Annotated in this window: 13 protein-coding genes; 3 read left to right on the top strand and 10 right to left on the bottom strand. The window is 35.0% G+C overall.

Annotated features, from left to right (window positions below; genetic code table 11):
* Nucleotides 1-50 precede the first annotated feature (50 nt).
* Nucleotides 51-797: a succinate dehydrogenase/fumarate reductase iron-sulfur subunit gene (locus ACWA1B_RS00965; RefSeq protein WP_456903946.1), complete on the top strand. Its 747-nt coding sequence runs from the start codon at nt 51-53 to the stop codon at nt 795-797.
* 71 nt (nt 798-868) lie between these two features.
* On the opposite strand, the gene ACWA1B_RS00960 is transcribed toward ACWA1B_RS00965, so the two are convergent.
* Nucleotides 869-3,169, bottom strand: a complete 2,301-nt coding sequence (locus ACWA1B_RS00960; RefSeq protein ID WP_456903945.1) for a family 20 glycosylhydrolase — start codon at nt 3,167-3,169, stop codon at nt 869-871.
* 198 nt (nt 3,170-3,367) lie between these two features.
* On the opposite strand from ACWA1B_RS00960, the gene ACWA1B_RS00955 reads away from it, so the two are divergent.
* Nucleotides 3,368-4,144, top strand: coding sequence for a DeoR/GlpR family DNA-binding transcription regulator (locus ACWA1B_RS00955; RefSeq protein WP_456903944.1), 777 nt, complete (start codon nt 3,368-3,370; stop codon nt 4,142-4,144).
* On the opposite strand, the gene ACWA1B_RS00950 is transcribed toward ACWA1B_RS00955, so the two are convergent.
* The 8 genes from ACWA1B_RS00950 to ACWA1B_RS00915 form a co-directional block, all read right to left on the bottom strand.
* Entirely contained in the window at nt 4,141-5,211 is a 1,071-nt protein-coding gene (locus ACWA1B_RS00950) for a dipeptidase (RefSeq protein ID WP_456903942.1), read from the bottom strand. The two genes, ACWA1B_RS00955 and ACWA1B_RS00950, sit on opposite strands and share 4 nt — an antisense overlap.
* An 18-nt stretch (nt 5,212-5,229) precedes the next feature.
* Nucleotides 5,230-6,345 (bottom strand): D-TA family PLP-dependent enzyme, encoded by a 1,116-nt coding sequence (locus ACWA1B_RS00945; protein ID WP_456903941.1) that lies wholly within the window; start codon nt 6,343-6,345, stop codon nt 5,230-5,232.
* A gap of 3 nt (nt 6,346-6,348) precedes the next feature.
* Entirely contained in the window at nt 6,349-6,996 is a 648-nt protein-coding gene (locus ACWA1B_RS00940) for a beta/alpha barrel domain-containing protein (RefSeq protein ID WP_456903939.1), read from the bottom strand.
* 15 nt (nt 6,997-7,011) lie between these two features.
* Complete coding sequence (locus tag ACWA1B_RS00935; RefSeq protein ID WP_456903937.1) at nt 7,012-8,043, bottom strand: PfkB family carbohydrate kinase; 1,032 nt, start codon at nt 8,041-8,043, stop codon at nt 7,012-7,014.
* A 221-nt stretch (nt 8,044-8,264) separates the two neighbouring features.
* Complete coding sequence (locus ACWA1B_RS00930) at nt 8,265-8,732, bottom strand: RidA family protein (protein WP_456903935.1); 468 nt, start codon at nt 8,730-8,732, stop codon at nt 8,265-8,267.
* Between the two features lie 4 nt (nt 8,733-8,736).
* The gene (locus ACWA1B_RS00925; protein ID WP_456903933.1) at nt 8,737-10,056 is read right to left on the bottom strand and encodes a GntP family permease; all 1,320 of its coding nucleotides are present in this window, start codon (nt 10,054-10,056) and stop codon (nt 8,737-8,739) included.
* 14 nt (nt 10,057-10,070) lie between these two features.
* Nucleotides 10,071-11,600, bottom strand: coding sequence for a SusD/RagB family nutrient-binding outer membrane lipoprotein (locus tag ACWA1B_RS00920; RefSeq protein WP_456903931.1), 1,530 nt, complete (start codon nt 11,598-11,600; stop codon nt 10,071-10,073).
* A gap of 11 nt (nt 11,601-11,611) precedes the next feature.
* The gene (locus ACWA1B_RS00915) at nt 11,612-14,767 is read right to left on the bottom strand and encodes a SusC/RagA family TonB-linked outer membrane protein (RefSeq protein ID WP_456903929.1); all 3,156 of its coding nucleotides are present in this window, start codon (nt 14,765-14,767) and stop codon (nt 11,612-11,614) included.
* 234 nt (nt 14,768-15,001) lie between these two features.
* Here ACWA1B_RS00915 and ACWA1B_RS00910 point away from each other — a divergent pair, with 234 nt between their 5' ends.
* Nucleotides 15,002-15,769 (top strand): nitrilase family protein, encoded by a 768-nt coding sequence (locus tag ACWA1B_RS00910; RefSeq protein WP_456903927.1) that lies wholly within the window; start codon nt 15,002-15,004, stop codon nt 15,767-15,769.
* Here ACWA1B_RS00910 and ACWA1B_RS00905 read toward each other — a convergent pair.
* A complete protein-coding gene (locus tag ACWA1B_RS00905) occupies nt 15,766-17,454 on the bottom strand; it encodes an Ig-like domain-containing domain (RefSeq protein WP_456903925.1) in 1,689 nt (562 codons plus the stop codon). The two genes, ACWA1B_RS00910 and ACWA1B_RS00905, sit on opposite strands and share 4 nt — an antisense overlap.
* Nucleotides 17,455-17,597: the final 143 nt, after the last annotated feature.

Below are 17,597 nucleotides of genomic sequence, written 5' to 3'. Positions count from 1 at the left end.
TGCCAAGCGACTTTCGACTTTCGACTTTATGACTTTCAAACGAAAAAGGTATGAAACTTACATTAAAAATATGGCGTCAAAAAAACGCTCAAGATAAAGGAGGGATTGTAGAATATCCTATCGATGGAATCGAACCAGATATGTCTTTCCTTGAAATGTTAGATGTTCTTAACGAAGGTCTAATCAATAAAGGAGAAGAACCTGTAGCATTTGACCACGATTGTCGTGAAGGAATCTGCGGAATGTGTTCTTTATTCATCAACGGAGAAGCACATGGACCAGATAGAGGTGTTACAACTTGTCAGTTACACATGCGTATGTTTAAAGATGGCGATACAATTTTTATTGAGCCATTTAGAGCAAAAGCTTTTCCAGTAATTAAAGATTTAGTTGTTGACAGAAGTTCTTTTGACAGAATTCAACACGCAGGAGGATTTATCTCTGTAAATACTTCGGGAAATACGATCGATGCTAATACTATTCCTATTCCAAAAGATGATGCAGATAAATCATTTGATGCCGCTGCTTGTATTGGTTGTGGAGCTTGTGTTGCAACTTGTAAAAACTCTTCAGCAATGTTATTCGTTGCTGCAAAAGTTTCTCAATATGCATTATTGCCTCAAGGTAAAGTTGAAGCAACGGATCGTGTACTAAACATGGTTCACCAAATGGATTTGGAAGGTTTTGGAAACTGTACAAATACTGGAGCTTGTGAAGTTGAATGTCCTAAAGGGATTTCTCTTGAAAATATTGCACGTATGAATCGTGAATATTTAGCAGCAAGCTTGAAAGGATAATCTAAAAAACATTTTTTAGTTTTAAATAAAAAAAAGCATTCCGTCTCCTGACGGGATGCTTTTTTTATGTCTTATTCGTAATATAAATTTGATTCGCTAATTTCCTGTTTTTCTTTTCCTTCCTGCTGAATAAAACAGGTTAAGGTAGTTCCGCCAATTTGATCAAAATAACTGATGTTGAGTTTGTGAAATCCTTTTTCGAGTTTAACAGCTCCATAAGCTTCGTTTAGCCAATGAATGCCGTCGTTATTCACAACTAATTCGTTATCTATAAAAAGCTTCGATCCGTCGTCTGAAAGCGTTGAAATGGTGTAATTTGCTGTTTCTGGAATAAAGATATATCCGTCGAATTTTAAGCCTATATAACGTTCCGTTTTTGTTTTCCATTTTTCACTGCTGATTGCTCCTTCAAATATGCCTGAATTGACAGGTTTTATAAGTTCTAAATCTTGAACCTGCTGAAATGTTCCGGTATAATAATCATATTTCAACCCTTTTTTAGTTGGTTTTATGGCCAAAGCCGATTTTAAATCAGGATTTCTAACCAATATTTTGCTGATAGAACTTCTTCGTCCGCTTGGGCTTATTTGGACTATTTTTATAATTCGATATTCGCCTTTTGGAATATTTACAATTACGGGTTTGGTATAAAATTCTGCAGTTTCATCAGGATTGTATCCATCAATCGTATAGAAAATCTGTGTGTTTTTAATTGTTGGTTTTAAATCTAAAATATATTTTGATGCAATTATGGCAGTTTCATTAGATCCAAAAGGCGTTGGAACTTTGTAAAGCCTTTTTTGCTGCTCTAATTTTTCTAAATGATACGGCATCTGATTCAAAATAAAATGATTGTAACTTTTATTTTGAGGTTGCGTCCATGCAATTTCTGCCAAAGCAAATAATCTAGGATAAAGCATATAGTTTAATTTGGCCGGACTTGTCAAATATTCTGACCAAAGATTAGACTGAACTCCCCAAATGTATTTCTGTTCTTCAATAGTTAAGCTGTCAACAGGAGTTGGATTATAATTATAGATTTTTTCAACAGTCGTTAATCGACCAATTGTTAAAGGTTCTTGGGGCGAATATCCTTGATTATAATCCAGATAAAGAACTTGCTCCGGATTCATGATTACATTATGTTTTTGTTTCGCCGCGCTGATGCCCCCCGATTCGCCTCGCCAAGACATTACGGCTGCATTTGGTGCTAAACCGCCTTCAAGCATTTCATCCCAGCCTAGAATTTGCCTGCCGTTTGCGTTTAGGAATTTCTCTATTCTTGTTGTTAAGTAACTTTGTAATTCATGTTCGTTTTTCAAACCTAGATCCTTAATTCTTTTTTGGCAATTCGGACATTCTTTCCATCTTGCTTTCGGACATTCGTCTCCCCCAATATGAATATATTTACTCGGAAATAAAGCTATAACTTCGGTTAAAACATCTTCTAAAAAAGTAAAAGTTTCCTCTTTTCCGGCGCAAAAAATATCTTCAAAAACACCCCATGTTTCGACAACTTTATAAGTTCTTTCTGGAAAACAAGATAAATTTGGATAAGCGGTTATCGCCGCAGTTGCGTGACCAGGCATTTCAATTTCGGGAATAATATTTACATAATGTGCTTCGGCAAATTTTACAACGTCTTTGATTTCTTCTTGCGTGTAAAATCCGCCATATGGATTTCCGTCAAAAAAAAGTGGTGATCTTTCAAATTTATTTCCGACTAAAGTCTGTGCTCTTTTGGAACCGACTTCGGTAAGTTTCGGATACTTTTTTATTTCAATTCGCCAGCCCTGATCATCAGTTAAGTGCCAATGAAAGTTGTTTAACTTATAACTAGACATTTGTGCAATAAAATCTTTTATAGCATCAACGGAGAAAAAGTGACGGCAAACATCGAGGTGTAATCCTCGGTATGCGTATCGTGGCGCGTCTTCAACGCTTATGCAAGGCAGTTTTATTTCCTTTTTATCTGATGGTTTATTTGGTAAAAGTTGCAAGAGACTTTGTACAGCATAAAATAATCCTTCTTCAGAACCTGTGACTATAATTTTTTTAGAAGAAATAGAAATTTTATAAGATTCTTCACTTGCCGATGATGGATTTTTGGCAACAAACAAAACTTCAATTGGACTTTTTTTTGCTGGTAAATTTCCGTTTACAACCGCTTCAAAAATTTGTGCTGTTTTAAGTTCTTTTGCACTGTATTTATTGTTTTCAAAAACAACTTTTATTTTTCCACTCAAAATTATACTGTCGCCAGTCGCTTGGTATGAATTTGGTGCAGGAATAATGGATGTATTTCGAGTAGTGTTTTGGGCTTTTCCGATAAAACAGCAAAATAGTAAAAAGAGAAAGATGTTTTTTTTCATGGCTGGTTACTGTTCAGTTATTGAGGTTACTGGCAAATTTAATATTTGGAAATTTCTTTTTGCAAAAAATATGCAAAGCAATTCAGTCTATAAATGTCTTTAAAATTGGTCAGTTAACTTTTTTATTACATTGTGTTATAATTTGTTTCGCAATAATATTGCATTATTTGTTTACATTTGTTTAAAAAATATATTGGCATGAATAATGAAAATGAATTGGTAAATTACACTAAGGAAGAACGAAAAAATCTTATTTTAAAAGAGATTAACCTGCACACTCGTGTAAGTTTTGAAACACTTTCTGCCAAATTATTTGTTTCAGAAGATACTGTTAGACGTGATATTAATGAACTTGAAGCAGACTCTTTATTGATTAAGGTGAAAGGCGGTGCAATGACAAAAGCGTACCATCACTCTTCATCAAATCAAACTTATGCCGGCGAATCAAAACAAATTATTGCGCAAAAAACATTAGGACTTCTTCGTGACGGGATGGTTCTTTTGATTGGAGGCGGAACTACAATTAGAGAGTTTATCCGTTTAATTCCGAATGATTTAAATCTTACTATTTTTACGGTTACTGTTTTGTCTGCAGTTGAACTTCTAGATAAACCTAATGTCAAAATTATCATGATTGGCGGCAGTATCTCCTCTTACAGCCAAATGTGTGTGAGCGGTGATGTCTATAATCAATTGGCTAATATTAAAGTTGATTTATTAATATTAGGAACTAATGCCTTGGATATCGAAGGCGGTTTCTCAGATTCTGACTGGGAAACAGTTCAGGTTAAAAAAGCAATGATTCAGGCTTCTGAAAAAACTGCAATTTTGACTATTTCTGAAAAATTAGACACCGTTTTAAAAATGAAAATTGCCAACTTATCTGAAGTTGATTACGTAGTTACGGAAGTTGATCCGGGTGACGAAAAATTAAAATCGTATAAGAAGGCAGTTCCAAGTTTAGTTTTTATTTAATCCCAGTTTTTCATTAAAAAATTAATCCAGTTTTGGTGAAAGATTTTCTCTAAATCTTCATCAGAATAGCCGTTGTTTTTAAATATCGGAACTAGTTTCTGCAAATCGGCAATGGTATTTAAATCATACGGAGATTGTTCTGTACCAAAAGCGCCGTCAAGATCAGAACCAATTCCGATATGATCTGCATTTCCTGCCAATTGGCAAATGTGATCCATATGTTTAAAAACGGTTTCTAGATTGCAATTTGTTCCTTTTGGAGTAGAAACGCCTCTTTCCCAATTCGGAACTAACATCCAAGCATCTAAAGCACCGCCAATAACGGCTCCTCTTGAAATTAATGCTTTTATCATTTCATCGCTGTATTGACGATTATGGTCAACCAGACTTCTGCAATTATTATGACTTGCCCAAACGGGGCCGTGATAATGATCTAATGCCTGCCAAAAAGCATCATCGCATAAATGCGTAGCATCCAAAATAATATTCAAACGCTCCATTTCTTTTAATAAATCGAGACCATTCTGATTCATTTTTCCTGTTGCATCAGTTCCGTTTGCATAGCGTCCAGGGCCGTAATGTGCAGGACCAATTGCGCGTAATCCGTAATTGTAGGCTTTCTCTAAATAAGAAATATCGATAATTGAATCGGCGCCTTCTAAACTCAGGATATAGCCAATTGGTTTTTTATCATTTGGCGTTCCGTCATTCCATAAATCAATTTGTTTTTGAAGTGATTTTTTATCTGTAATCTGCGTCATTTCTCCAGCTTCTTCCATGGTTTTGTACCACGCAATTTGCCCTTGAGTTTGTGCCCAAGCCTGCTCAGGAGAATTCCAGCCCGGAATAATGCTGTCTGGTTTTACAAATCGTGCAATTTGAGTTGCTACAACAATCCCGATATTGCCGCGTCGCAAATCAGGAAAAGAAACCGTCGCGCGCTCACGATCTGGTTTATCTGTCATTCCTTTTTCTAAATGACGCAAAGTGGGAACATCATTTCGTAAATCTCTATTCCATTCCATCGCATTCATGCTCAGGTCTAAATGGGCGTCTAGTATAAACATATCCGTTTGAACTTAATTTTATATATTAATTTTTCTACTTCGGGCGGCAACTTTCCATTCATCACAAATTTCATGTGCCGAATTCACAACTTGAACCGAATCATAAAGTGCGCAAGTTGGGCAAACATGATACGGAATTGCGTAAATAATATCTCCGATTGCATACTGATTTGTTCCTTTGTTTTCAATAATTAAATGCTCTTCTGAATGAGCAGTCGGAATCAGATTTTCATCATTCAAAATGACCAAACGTTTATCAATTGGATTTTCTGAAGAAACGGCTTTGTAGCCAATATCGATACAAAAAGTAGAATTTGTTGGTTTTGAAATAATTGTTCCAACAATAACAAATGCTGGTTCAAATTTTTGTTCAGAAAGATGAATCTGATAATTTGAATCCCAGAAAACGAAAGTTCCCGGACTGCATTCTACATTTTTTTCTGAAGCATAAAATGGGAATGTATTCGATCCCCCGGCAACTATTTTTAATTCATAATCTAGTTTTTCCTGAATCGTTTTTAGTTTTTCATTTATACTGAAAAAAGAATTTGAAGCTGCAGTAATTCGATCTTCTAAAGTTCCTTTTAAATGACCGTCATAAATATGAATTCCCGCAAAATGAATGTTTTTTAATTTCAGAATTTCGTCTGTCAAAGCAATCCAATTTTCAGAAATTGCAATTCCGGTTCTGTTCATTCCGGTATTTAAATCCAAATAAACGGTTAGCGATAAATTGTTTTTTTGAGCAATTTCATTTAAGGCTTTCGCCGAATCTAAATTATCAGTTATAGTTGAAAAAGTACTTTTTGGGTATTTCTGAATAAGAGAAATCCATCTTTCTTTTTTATTTCCGACGGGCTGATAGGCGAGAAGAATATCCGAAATTCCATGAATAGCGGCCAATTCTGCTTCAGCAATTGTGGCGCATTTTATTTTATTGATTCCGTATGTTTTGAACAATTCCAGAATTTCGCCAATTTTATGCGTTTTGATATGAGGCCTTAAATTTTGAACTTCACCATTTACAGCTTCAATTAGACGCTCGATATTGTGCTGCATGCGATTTTCATAAACAGCAATAAACGGAGTGTCAACACGGATTTCGGAATTTATTTTCCACCAATTTTCTTGCATAACTTAGTTTCTGGTTTTTTCTACAACTTCAATTAAATCCCGAAAAGCTTTCAGTGACTGCTCGTAATTTAAATTTAAAAGCATTTCTTTCGAAAACAAATTAGATCCAATTCCCACACACACAACTCCAGATTTGAACCAAGATTTTAAATTGCTTTCTTCTAAAGTTACGCCTCCGGTTGGCATTATTTTTAAATTCGGAAATGGAGCTTTGATTGCTTTTACATATCCAGGTCCGCCAATTTTATCAGCAGGAAAAAGTTTTACAACTTCGGCTCCTAATTTATTGGCATGAAGCACTTCGTTTAAAGTAGCAGCGCCGGGAATCCAGTAAATATTGTTTTTAAAACAATAATTTCCAATTTCCGAATCGGTATGCGGACAAACAATACAATCTGCTCCTAGGTTTATGAATGTTTCGGCATCTTCAACGCTTAAAATAGATCCAACGGCCAGTTTAACATCTAAATTTTTAGCTTTTTTAAACTCGATCATTTGACTAAATACTTCTTTTGCATCATCTGCGCGTGCGGCAAACTCAATTATTTTTATTCCTGAATCAGCAGCCGATTGCAAAACAATTTTAGCTGTTTCAATGTTGATTTGTGTTACTAGCGGAAGCACGCCTTGAGCTTTTAAAATGCTGTACATATTTGGGGTAATTTATTATCTGTTAATTCTGTTGCTTGAGCCGTTTTCCATAAAATGATTTATTTCGGCAAGACTGGTTATGGCAAAATCGCCATGTATGCTTTGTTTGATTACACCGCAGGCTGTTGCCCATTCAATGCATTCCTGACCCGATAATTTATTGGATAAACCATAAAGTAATCCGGCATTAAAAGCATCGCCAGAACCAATTTGGTCTGTTACAATGTGTATTTTATGTTCTTTGGTTTCATAAAAATTGCCCTCATGCATCAGTAAGCCTTTGTATAAATGTGCCGGTCCATCTGATTTTCTAAAACTCATTGCGAGTGTTTTTAGAAATGGCATCTCTTTTTTTAGTAATTCAAAAGTTTTTTGAAAACGATTTTCATCGGATTCATTTTTGTCGGTTTTTATTCCGAAGTAAATTTCAATCGCATCTAAATCGGCTACAGTCATTGTGCTGTATTGAAGCAAATCGGGCATTATTTCAGAAGGTTTTTTTCCGTATTGCCATAATTTGGAACGATAATTAAAATCAGAAGAAATTGGCAATCCTTTTTTATGAGCGGCCAAAATTCCTTCTTTGCAGACAAGTCCAGCTTCGTAAGAAACACCAGGACTTATTCCTGACCAGTGAAAATGAGTTGCATTTTCTAATGCGGTTTCCCAATCAATTTGATCTGGTTGAATTGTTGCAAAAGATGAATTGCTTCGGTCGTAAATAACCTGTGATTGTCTGATTTGATTTCCGGATTCGACAAAATATAATCCCAAACGTTCGCCTCCATAAACACATTTTGAAGTGTTGACTTTATGTTTTTGAAGTTCGTTTATGGCTAATTGAGCCAAATCATTTTGAGGTAATCTTGTAATATAATCGGTTTGGATTCCTAGTTGCGAAAGTAAAACACAAACATTTGCTTCGGCGCCTCCAACATGTATTTTTATTTCATTGGCCTGTGTAAACCGGTTTCCATCGGTTACACTCATTCGGAGTAATAATTCTCCAAAAGTTGCTATTCTTGTTTGTGATGTTGTTGTCTTCATTGTTGTCTTTTTTTTGCCACTGATTATTGATTTATTCACATGACGTTTAATTTTTAACCCATAGAAACATAGTTTTTGAAAGTGTTGAAAAAAGGCGTTTCACTTGCATAAATGCACATAGTCACTATGTGTTAAAAGCTAGCTTTTTTGATATCCTTATTTATAAGTTAAAAAACTATGTTGCTATGTGTTAAAAAAATCTGTATGCTAAATTCTTTAATCTAAAATAATTCGAAAACGGCTTCAACTTCTACAGGAATATTATCTGGTAAAGAGCCCATTCCAACGGCGCTTCGTACTCCAATTCCGTTTTCTTGACCCCAAACTTCAGCAAATAATTCGCTGCAGCCGTTTATCACATATGGGTGTCTTAAAAATTCACCATTGCAGTTTACCATTCCAAGCACTTTAATAACTCTTTTTACTTTATTCAAGCTTCCAAAATTAGTTACGATGGTAGAAAGCATTGTTAAACCGACTTGTCTTGCTGCTAGTTTTCCATCTTCAATATCCATTTCATCGCCAATTCTGCCAATGATTAAGGATTTGTCATCCCGAACCGGACCGTGACCAGACAGGTATAAATATTTACCATCAACTAAATAAGGTTTGTAAATGCCAAGCGGCTGAGGCGCTGGTGGTAATGACAAACCAAGTGTTTCAAATTTTTCTTGAGGTAATAAATTCATGATATTAATGTATTATAGAGTTTAAAATAAAAACGAAAATGATTCCTAAAACAGATACCAAGGATTCCATTACGGTCCAGGATTTAAAAGTATCTTTCAGACTGGTATTAAAATATTCTTTGAACATCCAAAAACCTGGATCGTTTACATGTGAACACATTAGGCTTCCGGCTCCAACTGCCAATACTAATAAGTTGGAATCCAGATCGTTCACTTGTAACAAAGGTAATAAAACGCTGGCAGTCATTAAACCGGCTGCGGTGGCCGAACCAACGCAAACGCGAATAATTGCCGCTATTAACCAAGCGAGTAAATAAGGATGAATATTGGTTTGAGTTAAAGCGGTAACGATGGTTTCGTTTACACCGCTTACAATCATAACTTCTTTTAAGCTTCCTGCTCCGCCTACGATTAAAACAATTAAAGCAACGTCTTTTATTGCGATTGCATAATCGTCCATTACAGAAGCCAGACTTCGATTCATTCTTATACCTAATGTACAGGTGCAAAGAAGAAGGGAAATCAGCATAATTATACTGGGGTCTCCTATTGTTTTGCAGATATTATTTACAGATTCATTTCTTGTAATTAATGGCAATAAAGAAGTAATTGTCAAACCAAAAACTGGAAATAAAGCGGAGAATAAACTAATGGAAAAACTTGGCAATTTACCTTCGTTAACAACTTCTTCTACATTTATTATTTCATGATCTGATTCGGTTTTAATGTTTTTCAGCAAATTAGAAAACAATAAACCGGCAATAAAAATAGTAGGAACAGCAATGATAATTCCGTAAATTAAGACTAGGCCAATATCAGCTTTTAAAATGCTGCTCAACGCCATAGGGGAAGGATGTGGAGGCAAAAAACCGTGTGCTACTGAAAGCGACGCCAGCATTGGGATTCCGAGATATACTTTTGAAAGCTTAAATTGATGGGCTACTGAAAAGATTAAGGGAACTAACAAAACAAAACCAACACTATAAAATAGAGGTATTCCAACAATAAATCCGGTAATCATTAATCCTAGGCGAACGTGTTTTTTGCCTGTCCATCCCATAACTGTTTTTGCAATGACATTTGCCGCGCCAGATGAAACGGCAAGTTTGCCAATACAGGTTCCGAAAACGATAATTAAGGTGATCGAACCTAACATTTCGCCCAAACCTTTTTGAACTGTTTGCGACAAAGTGTTTATTGGCAGACCTAAAAATAGGCCTGCCAGCAAAGCTGTAATGATAAAGGCAATAAACGGATTGATTTTAAACCAAGCGATTTGAAGGATTAAAAATGCAATACATGCCGTAAGAATTATAATGCTCATTATCTGAAATTTTATTATTTATCCCACCAGATTTTTGTTGTGAAATTGTCTTCACCCTGACGCTTAACTGCTTCTGCTAAGTTAGTTGAATTCACAGAATATTCACTTGTTGGATATTTGAATCGTCTTGGAATTGTGCCATTTGTGACATTTCCTGGAAAATTTACCGGAACTAAAACTGGATAGCCAGTTCGTCTCCAGTTAGAATAGACCTCTTGCTCATCTACAAAAAGTGCTATGTAAATTTGAGTATGAATTTGATTCATTTTTGCCTCAAAAGAACCTGCTGTATTGAATGGATTTAGCGTTAAATAAGGTGTTGCATCAGTTATTGCATAACTCGGTCCATAAATTGCCATGTTTAGGAACGAAGCTTTTACACCTTTTTCATATAAATCTTTATCTGTTTCATTAGTGTACCAGCCTCTTGCAGCAGCTTCGGCCAATAATAAATTAGTTTCAGCATTACTGATTACCATAAGAGGTGCATCATATTTGAAAACCGTACTTTGATTTGGTTCCGAATAAGTACCTTGTTCGGCTGGTGTTGGAGCCGTTTTAGTTCCGTTAGGAAAACCTTTTTGAACTGCAAGTGATGTATTTTGAGTTGTTCCTTGCCAAACACCTGAATAAACACTAATTCTAGGATCAGCCATTGATTTTAATAAATCGATAAATGTTTTGCCTAATTTTCCGCCTTCAACATTTTTCTGTCCATATGATCCTGCTGTAAAATCTTGTCTTCTTGAATCAAATCCAACAGGGTTTCTGTTAATATCATTTGGTCCGTCAGTATAGCGCATAACAGCGTTATCCGTTCCGTTTATGATTACGCCTCCTGCAATTGCTTTTGTAACCCAAGTTTTTGCCAATGCAGGGTCAACTTTAGTTAATCTCATTCCTAAACGAAGCATTAACGAATAAGAGAATTTTTTCCATTTTGCTACATCGCCGTCATATAAAAAGTCTGCTTTTCCAAAACTTGCTTTTGATGCATCCAAAGCCGTTGCAGCTTCATCTAGTTCTTTTAGTAAATCTTTATAAATTGATTCCTGAGTGTCATATTTTGGAAGAAAAACAGATGAACTGTTTGCTTTTGCAGCTTGAGAATAAGGAATATCTCCATACAAATCTGTAATTCTGTGATACAAATAAGCTCTCCAGATTCTGGCAATATTAAGTTTGTTGCTGTCAGTTGGATTGCCTTTTACAGTCTCAATAACAATTTCAGTTTCATTTATTCCGGTTGGATATGCCTGATTGAAATAAGCAGAGTAATAAACCTCATTGCTAAGGTATTTGTCTCCAGCTCCTGAAGCTTCTTTGTAAGTTGCATAATGCTGCAACATACCGCCACATTCCAAAATATTGGTTGCAAAATAATTGTTGTTTAAGCCATCCAATTGCGCTTTGCTGAAAATATAATTCGGATTTGGTTTTTCAACAACATTCGGATTCGTATTGATTTCTTCAAAATCTTTGGAACAAGAAGTCATACCTCCTAAAAGTATTCCTGTTAGATATAATAGAGTTAATTTTTTCATTTCTCTTTAATTTAAAATTTAACGTTTAAGCTTAAACCAAAGCTTCTTGTTTTAGGCAATCCAAATTGCTCTACACCTTGAGCATTCCCTGCACTAAATACAGATTCCGGATCAACGTTTGGCGTTTTCTTGTAAAGGATGAATAAATTTCTGGCCACAAAAGAAACAGAAAGACTCTGAAGTTTAGCCAATGCTTTTATTCTTTCAAGCGGTAAGTCATAACCAACAATTACTTGTCTTAATTTGATAAAGCTTGCGTCATAAATAAAAGTTGATGAAATGTTTCTTAAACCGTCATAATAAGTTCTTAGATTTTCGGGTGCTATTACCATGTTTACAGGGTTTCCGTTTGTATCAACTCCTGAAATGGGTAATCCAGTTTCACGGCCTTCTAATGTCAATTTAGTTAATCCCATACGCGTTCCGTATAAATCGGTTCCAGAATATAAGCTTCCGCCAAATTTTCCATCAATTAAAAAGCTGAAGGATACTGCTTTGTATTTGAATTCATTGTTGATTCCCGCACCCCAAGGATGAACACCTTGTCCTAATTCTTCAAGTGGTCCTCTGGCAATACTAGCAGATCCTCCGCTCACATTATAAACTGTATTTCCGTTAGCATCTTTTAATGGTTTGTAACCTTTTATAATACTATATGGACGACCAACATCACTTGTAATGGTAACGTATCCGTTAACGGAAGTTGCCATTGTAATAGAATTCAAATCATCTGTAAGTGCCTGAACTGTATTTTTATTATAAGATCCGTTGAAGGTAGCATCCCATGAAAAATCCTGATTGTTGATGATTTTTCCGCTAAGTAAAAATTCAACACCAGTATTTTTCATTTTTCCAAGATTTAGCAACGCAGTATTTGCTCCAGAACTTGTTGAGACTGTAGTTTCAACAATATCATTTGTTGTTGCACGATTGTACCAGGCAAAATCAAGATTTAATCTGTTGTTGAAAAAACCTAAATCAGTACCAATTTCAAATGTTGTTGAAGTCAGCGGACTTAAAGTTGAATTTGGAACTCTGCTGCTTGTCGGTCCTTGTAATTGTTGTCCGTTATGTCCGCCTTGAACCATCGAATAAGATTGATTCAAAGCATAAGGATCTGGAGTTGCACCTCCAACCTGAGCCCAAGAACTTCTTAATTTTGCAAATGAAACCCATTCTGGCATTTTTAATAAATCGGAAACAATGATACTCGTTCCAACTGAAGGATAAAATACCGTATTATTTTCTGCAGAAAGTGTAGAGAACCAATCCTGACGTCCAGTGAAATTTAAGAAAATGACATTTTTATAATCGAAATCGGCAGAGCCGTAAACCGAATTTGTTTTTGTTTTTCCGTAAGGATAAGAATAGGTAAGGGTCTGTAAGTTACTTAAAGCATAAAAATCATCTAATACATAACCAGATCCTTCCACTTTAGTTTCATCTCTCAAAGTAGTTCGGGAGTTTACCCCAACTAAGGCATTTAAAGAGAAATCTTTGTAGAAATTCTTTTTAGTATAATTTAAAATTGCTTCGGTATTTAAATTTGAAAGTTTCATTCTGGAACCTTGCGCATAACCAACAGGATTATTTAATGTTGTTTTTGGAATGTATCCAAAGAACTCATAATCGGTATAATCTTGTCCAATTCGGCCTTGCAGAAAAAGTTCAGGTGTAAAATTCAATTTTACATTTAACATCCCGATAAAACGATTTTTGGTATCGTTATTTTTAATTTTATTGACTACGAAATAAGGATTTGTCGCTACAGCTACAGGATTCCATGCTTCTTCAATGCCGTTTTCGTCATAACCTGGGGCAAGATTTCTGATGTCAACAGTATTAGCAATCATATAAGTTCCCCAGTTTGCATTTGCTTCAGCATCAGAAACGGTTGGTCTGTTAGCCGATTTTTCTAAATTATATTGCGTTACAACATCAAATTTCAACCAGTCTGTCAAATTTACATTACTAGCCAAGTTGAATGTTTTGCGGTTGAAACCAGAATTTGGCAAAATACTTTCGTTTTCTAAATTCGAAAACGACAAACGTCCAGTTGCTTTTTCAGATCCTCCAGATAAAGCGACTGAATTAATAAAAGTAGTTCCGGTTTGGTAGAAGTTTTTGATGTTGTTTTTTTGTGCTACATAAGGTCGGGCAACGCCGTCGAACTGAACAACATTTGTTCCGTCCATTTTTGCTCCCCACGACCAGCGCCCGTCAGCAATGGCTTCAGCTTGATTAGCTGGTTTTTGCCCGTTATGACCAGAACCGTATTCATACTGCCAATCTGGTATAATGGATGGAGTTTCAAAAGTAAAAGAGCTATTGTATTCAATTCCAATGCCTTTTTGGGCAGTTCCTCGTTTGGTTTGAATTAAAATAACTCCATTTGCAGCGTTGGCGCCATACAATGCCGCAGCTGTTCCTCCTTTTAAAACGGTAATTGATTTGATATCGTCTGGATTGATTACTGAAGTTCCGTCACCGCGATCGACATTGATTCTGGTCGATCCCGGACCATTTCCAATACCTGGCAGATTCAACTGTGTATTGTCAATCGGTAAATCGTTAACTACATACATTGGCTGGTTATTTCCGTTTAACGAACCGTTTCCACGAATTACAACTCGGCTTGAACCATTTGGTCCTGTTGCTGTGCTGCTGACGTTTACTCCGGCAATTTTTCCAACTAAAGCATTTGTAATATTGGTTTCTTTTGCTTTAGTAAATTCAGTTCCTTTAAGTTCGGTTACGGCATAAGAAACTGCTTTCCCGCTTTTTTTAACTCCTAATGCAGTTACCAAAACCTGATCCAAAACATTTTCGGCTGGTTTTAAACTTATCGTTACGTCTTTTGTATTGTCTAATTTGAATTCTAATGTTCCATAACCCATGTACGAAATGATGATATGACTTTCGTTTTCAGGAACATTCAGTTTAAATCTTCCATTTTCATCTGTTACGGTGGCAATTTTATTATTGCTTTTTGCAATAATTGTAGCTCCGGCAATTGGCATTCCGTCATCTTGGCCTTTAACTTGACCTGAAATTTCAGTTTGATTGCTTTTCTGTTCAAAAAGATGCGTTTTTATTGCAGTCTCTTTTGCATTTGCCGAGAAAATCATACCTCCGGCAAATACTAATGAAATTAGCCTTGTTTTCATAATTCTTTGGTTTTCATGTTTTTTTTGGTTTTTATTGGCAAGTCAAATATATATATTAATTTTTCACTTTTGCATTTTTTTTGCATAAAATGCATTTTTTTTGCAAAATAAAAGTTTGATATGTTTTTAATTTCCTCATGAAATATTGATTTTAGACGCTTTTTGAGAAAATTTTGCAGAAAACACTTTTTTTGCAAAAATTATAATTTGGCTGAAAATTCGTATTTTTGAATTATGAAAATCGCACTTATACAATCAGATCTGCATTGGGAAAATGCTTTGGAAAACAGAAAAAACTTCGAATCGGAAATAAATTCAATTGATTCTGAGGTGAATTTGATTGTTTTGCCCGAAATGTTTTCGACCGGATTTACAATGAATGCTTCCGCTGTTGCCGAAACAATGCAAGGAGAAACTGTTCTTTGGATGAAAGAAGTTGCGAAGCAAAAAAATGCTGCCGTTACTGGAAGTTTAGTAATTACTGAAAACGGAAAATTTTACAACCGAATGTTTTTTGTTTTTCCTTCGGGAGAAATTAAATATTATAATAAACGTCATTTGTTCACGCTGGCAGGAGAAGACCGATTTTATACTGCCGGAACAGAAAAAGTTATCGTAGAATATTTAGATTGGAAAATTTGCCTGCAGGTTTGTTACGATTTAAGATTTCCGGTTTTTGCCCGAAATATAGAGAATTACGACTTGCTTTTATATGTTGCCAACTGGCCAAAAATACGCACCAACGCATGGGACGCTTTGCTGAAAGCGCGCGCCATTGAAAATTTGAGTTACACAATTGGCGTGAACCGACTTGGTTTTGATGCCAACAATTACGAACACATCGGCCATTCGCAGGCGATTGATTTTTTAGGGAATTATATTTTAGAGCCACAAGAAAAAAATGGTGTTTTTATCGTAGAATTAGATAAAAACACCATGTATGAAACTCGTAAAAAACTTGATTTTTTAAGTGATCAGGATGAATTCGAAATTAAGATCTAAAAGGCTTTTCGTTTCTTTTCGGCTTCTTTCTTTTTCTTTTCATCTGTTTTTCTCTCAACTTCAGGACTAAAAGGAATACTTAAGTCAATAGGTTGATCAACATCCCAATTCGACCGGACATCGACTTCTTTTTGAAAATAAAACACTTCTTCTGCGTATGTTTTAGTTAGGAAATTTCCAGTGTCATAAACTTTATTTTTATTGTCATCATAAATTACGCGGATCGCAAAAGCTTCGGGCTCAACTAAATTGAATTCAATTTTAGTTTGACCTTCAGAATAAGCGCTGGCAAGTACTTTATCTCCTTTTTTGCTGGTAATTTCAACAATAATTGGGAAACGTTTTACATTTTGAAGATTCACGACTAAGTTTCCGTAATCTTCCAATTCCTTGGTAGTTAGTTTATAAGACAAAGTATCATTCGACTTATCATAAAAATCAGTCAAAGCGCCTGGCAATAAAGTAATACGGTATTTTTCCAGAGGCTCTTTTTTGAAATCCAAATATAATTTTTGCTCAAATTCATCATATTCAGTAGTGTATTTCACCGCAACAGAATCTTTGTTGACTAATGAAATTTTAGAACTGTCAATTTTAACAAGCGGAGTTTCCGTTTCTAGCGTAAATCGCTCCCTAAAATTAATTACTCCGTTTTGAACTGCTGTGATATTCAGCGTATCTTTTTTCAGATCTTTAATTTTAAAACCGAATTTCTTGTTGTACTTGTCGGAATTAATTTCCAGAGAAAGCGAATCAGTTTTTAATGGTTTGTACCAAATTTGTAGCGAATCTTTTTTAGGAAATTGAGTGACAATTGTCTGCAGAACATCATTGTGGTTTTTAAGCGTAATTTTAGGCTTAGTAACTTTGAAATTCAGATTTCCTTCATAAGGAAGCAATAATCTGTTTCCGGATGCCTGAATAGGTTTTAAAGTTTTTAAGGGCAACTTTTCTTTGAATAATTCCAATTCAAAAATAGTATCATTGGGAACAGTAATTGGATGTTTTATAAAACCAATTTTATCGTCTTTCGGATTGAATTTGTTGTTGCTTGATTTGTCTTTCATGGCAACTAAAAGATATTTTCCGGCCTTTAAATTTTCTAATTTGAAAGTACGCAAACTATCAAGTGTGTTTGTGATATATCTTGGAAATTCCTTGTAAACTACAGAATCTTTATATTGGTCATTTATCTCATAAAGCATAACAGAAACGAAATTATCGACATACTTTTCATAAGAGTCTTTGATAATACCTTTGATAGAAAGTGAATCAATATAAGGTCCAGTCGAAAAAACATATTTGAACTGATGCATTGAGTTTCCTTCATTATTATCTGCAATACTTTCTCCAAAATTCAAACTATAAGTAGTATTTGGCTGTAAAGTGTCTTTGATTTTTATACTGATGAATTTACTTGCATTAGTTGGCAATATAAGCGGCTGATGCTTCATTGGCGGCGAGATAATCAGCTGCTTGTTTAAGTTTTTCAATTTTACATATTCATCAAATGTCAAAATGATTTCATCGGCCTTAAAATTGGTGCTGAAATTTTCAGGTGAACTTGATCTTATAACAGGAGCAAGGGTGTCTTTTAATCCGCCTGTAATACTGCCTCTTTTGGCACAGCTCATCATTAAAAATACCAGTAAAAGTGAAATGTATTTCAGAGTGTTTTTCAACATAATCGTTTTTGAATTTGATTGCACAAAATAACGATTATATTTGCTTTAATCGAAATTTTTTATCTATTTATTAGGATTTGCAAATTTCGGATTTCGCTCTTTTTTGTAGTAATATTTTCTTACTTTTGAACTCAAATGTAATA

The sequence above is a fragment of the Flavobacterium xizangense genome (assembly GCF_054075145.1).
This window is presented reverse-complemented; position numbering and strand designations above follow the sequence as displayed.

What these genes read in the sequence shown, in the direction of transcription:
- ACWA1B_RS00910 (WP_456903927.1), top strand. Translation starts at nt 15,002, where the DNA reads ATGAAAATCGCACTTATACAATCAGATCTGCATTGGGAAAATGCTTTG.
- ACWA1B_RS00950 (WP_456903942.1), bottom strand. Translation starts at nt 5,211, where the DNA reads ATGTTTATACTAGACGCCCATTTAGACCTGAGCATGAATGCGATGGAA.
- ACWA1B_RS00945 (WP_456903941.1), bottom strand. Translation starts at nt 6,345, where the DNA reads ATGCAAGAAAATTGGTGGAAAATAAATTCCGAAATCCGTGTTGACACT.
- ACWA1B_RS00935 (WP_456903937.1), bottom strand. Translation starts at nt 8,043, where the DNA reads ATGAAGACAACAACATCACAAACAAGAATAGCAACTTTTGGAGAATTA.
- ACWA1B_RS00920 (WP_456903931.1), bottom strand. Translation starts at nt 11,600, where the DNA reads ATGAAAAAATTAACTCTATTATATCTAACAGGAATACTTTTAGGAGGT.
- ACWA1B_RS00930 (WP_456903935.1), bottom strand. Translation starts at nt 8,732, where the DNA reads ATGAATTTATTACCTCAAGAAAAATTTGAAACACTTGGTTTGTCATTA.
- ACWA1B_RS00915 (WP_456903929.1), bottom strand. Translation starts at nt 14,767, where the DNA reads ATGAAAACAAGGCTAATTTCATTAGTATTTGCCGGAGGTATGATTTTC.
- ACWA1B_RS00960 (WP_456903945.1), bottom strand. Translation starts at nt 3,169, where the DNA reads ATGAAAAAAAACATCTTTCTCTTTTTACTATTTTGCTGTTTTATCGGA.
- ACWA1B_RS00905 (WP_456903925.1), bottom strand. Translation starts at nt 17,454, where the DNA reads ATGTTGAAAAACACTCTGAAATACATTTCACTTTTACTGGTATTTTTA.
- ACWA1B_RS00940 (WP_456903939.1), bottom strand. Translation starts at nt 6,996, where the DNA reads ATGTACAGCATTTTAAAAGCTCAAGGCGTGCTTCCGCTAGTAACACAA.
- ACWA1B_RS00965 (WP_456903946.1), top strand. Translation starts at nt 51, where the DNA reads ATGAAACTTACATTAAAAATATGGCGTCAAAAAAACGCTCAAGATAAA.
- ACWA1B_RS00925 (WP_456903933.1), bottom strand. Translation starts at nt 10,056, where the DNA reads ATGAGCATTATAATTCTTACGGCATGTATTGCATTTTTAATCCTTCAA.
- ACWA1B_RS00955 (WP_456903944.1), top strand. Translation starts at nt 3,368, where the DNA reads ATGAATAATGAAAATGAATTGGTAAATTACACTAAGGAAGAACGAAAA.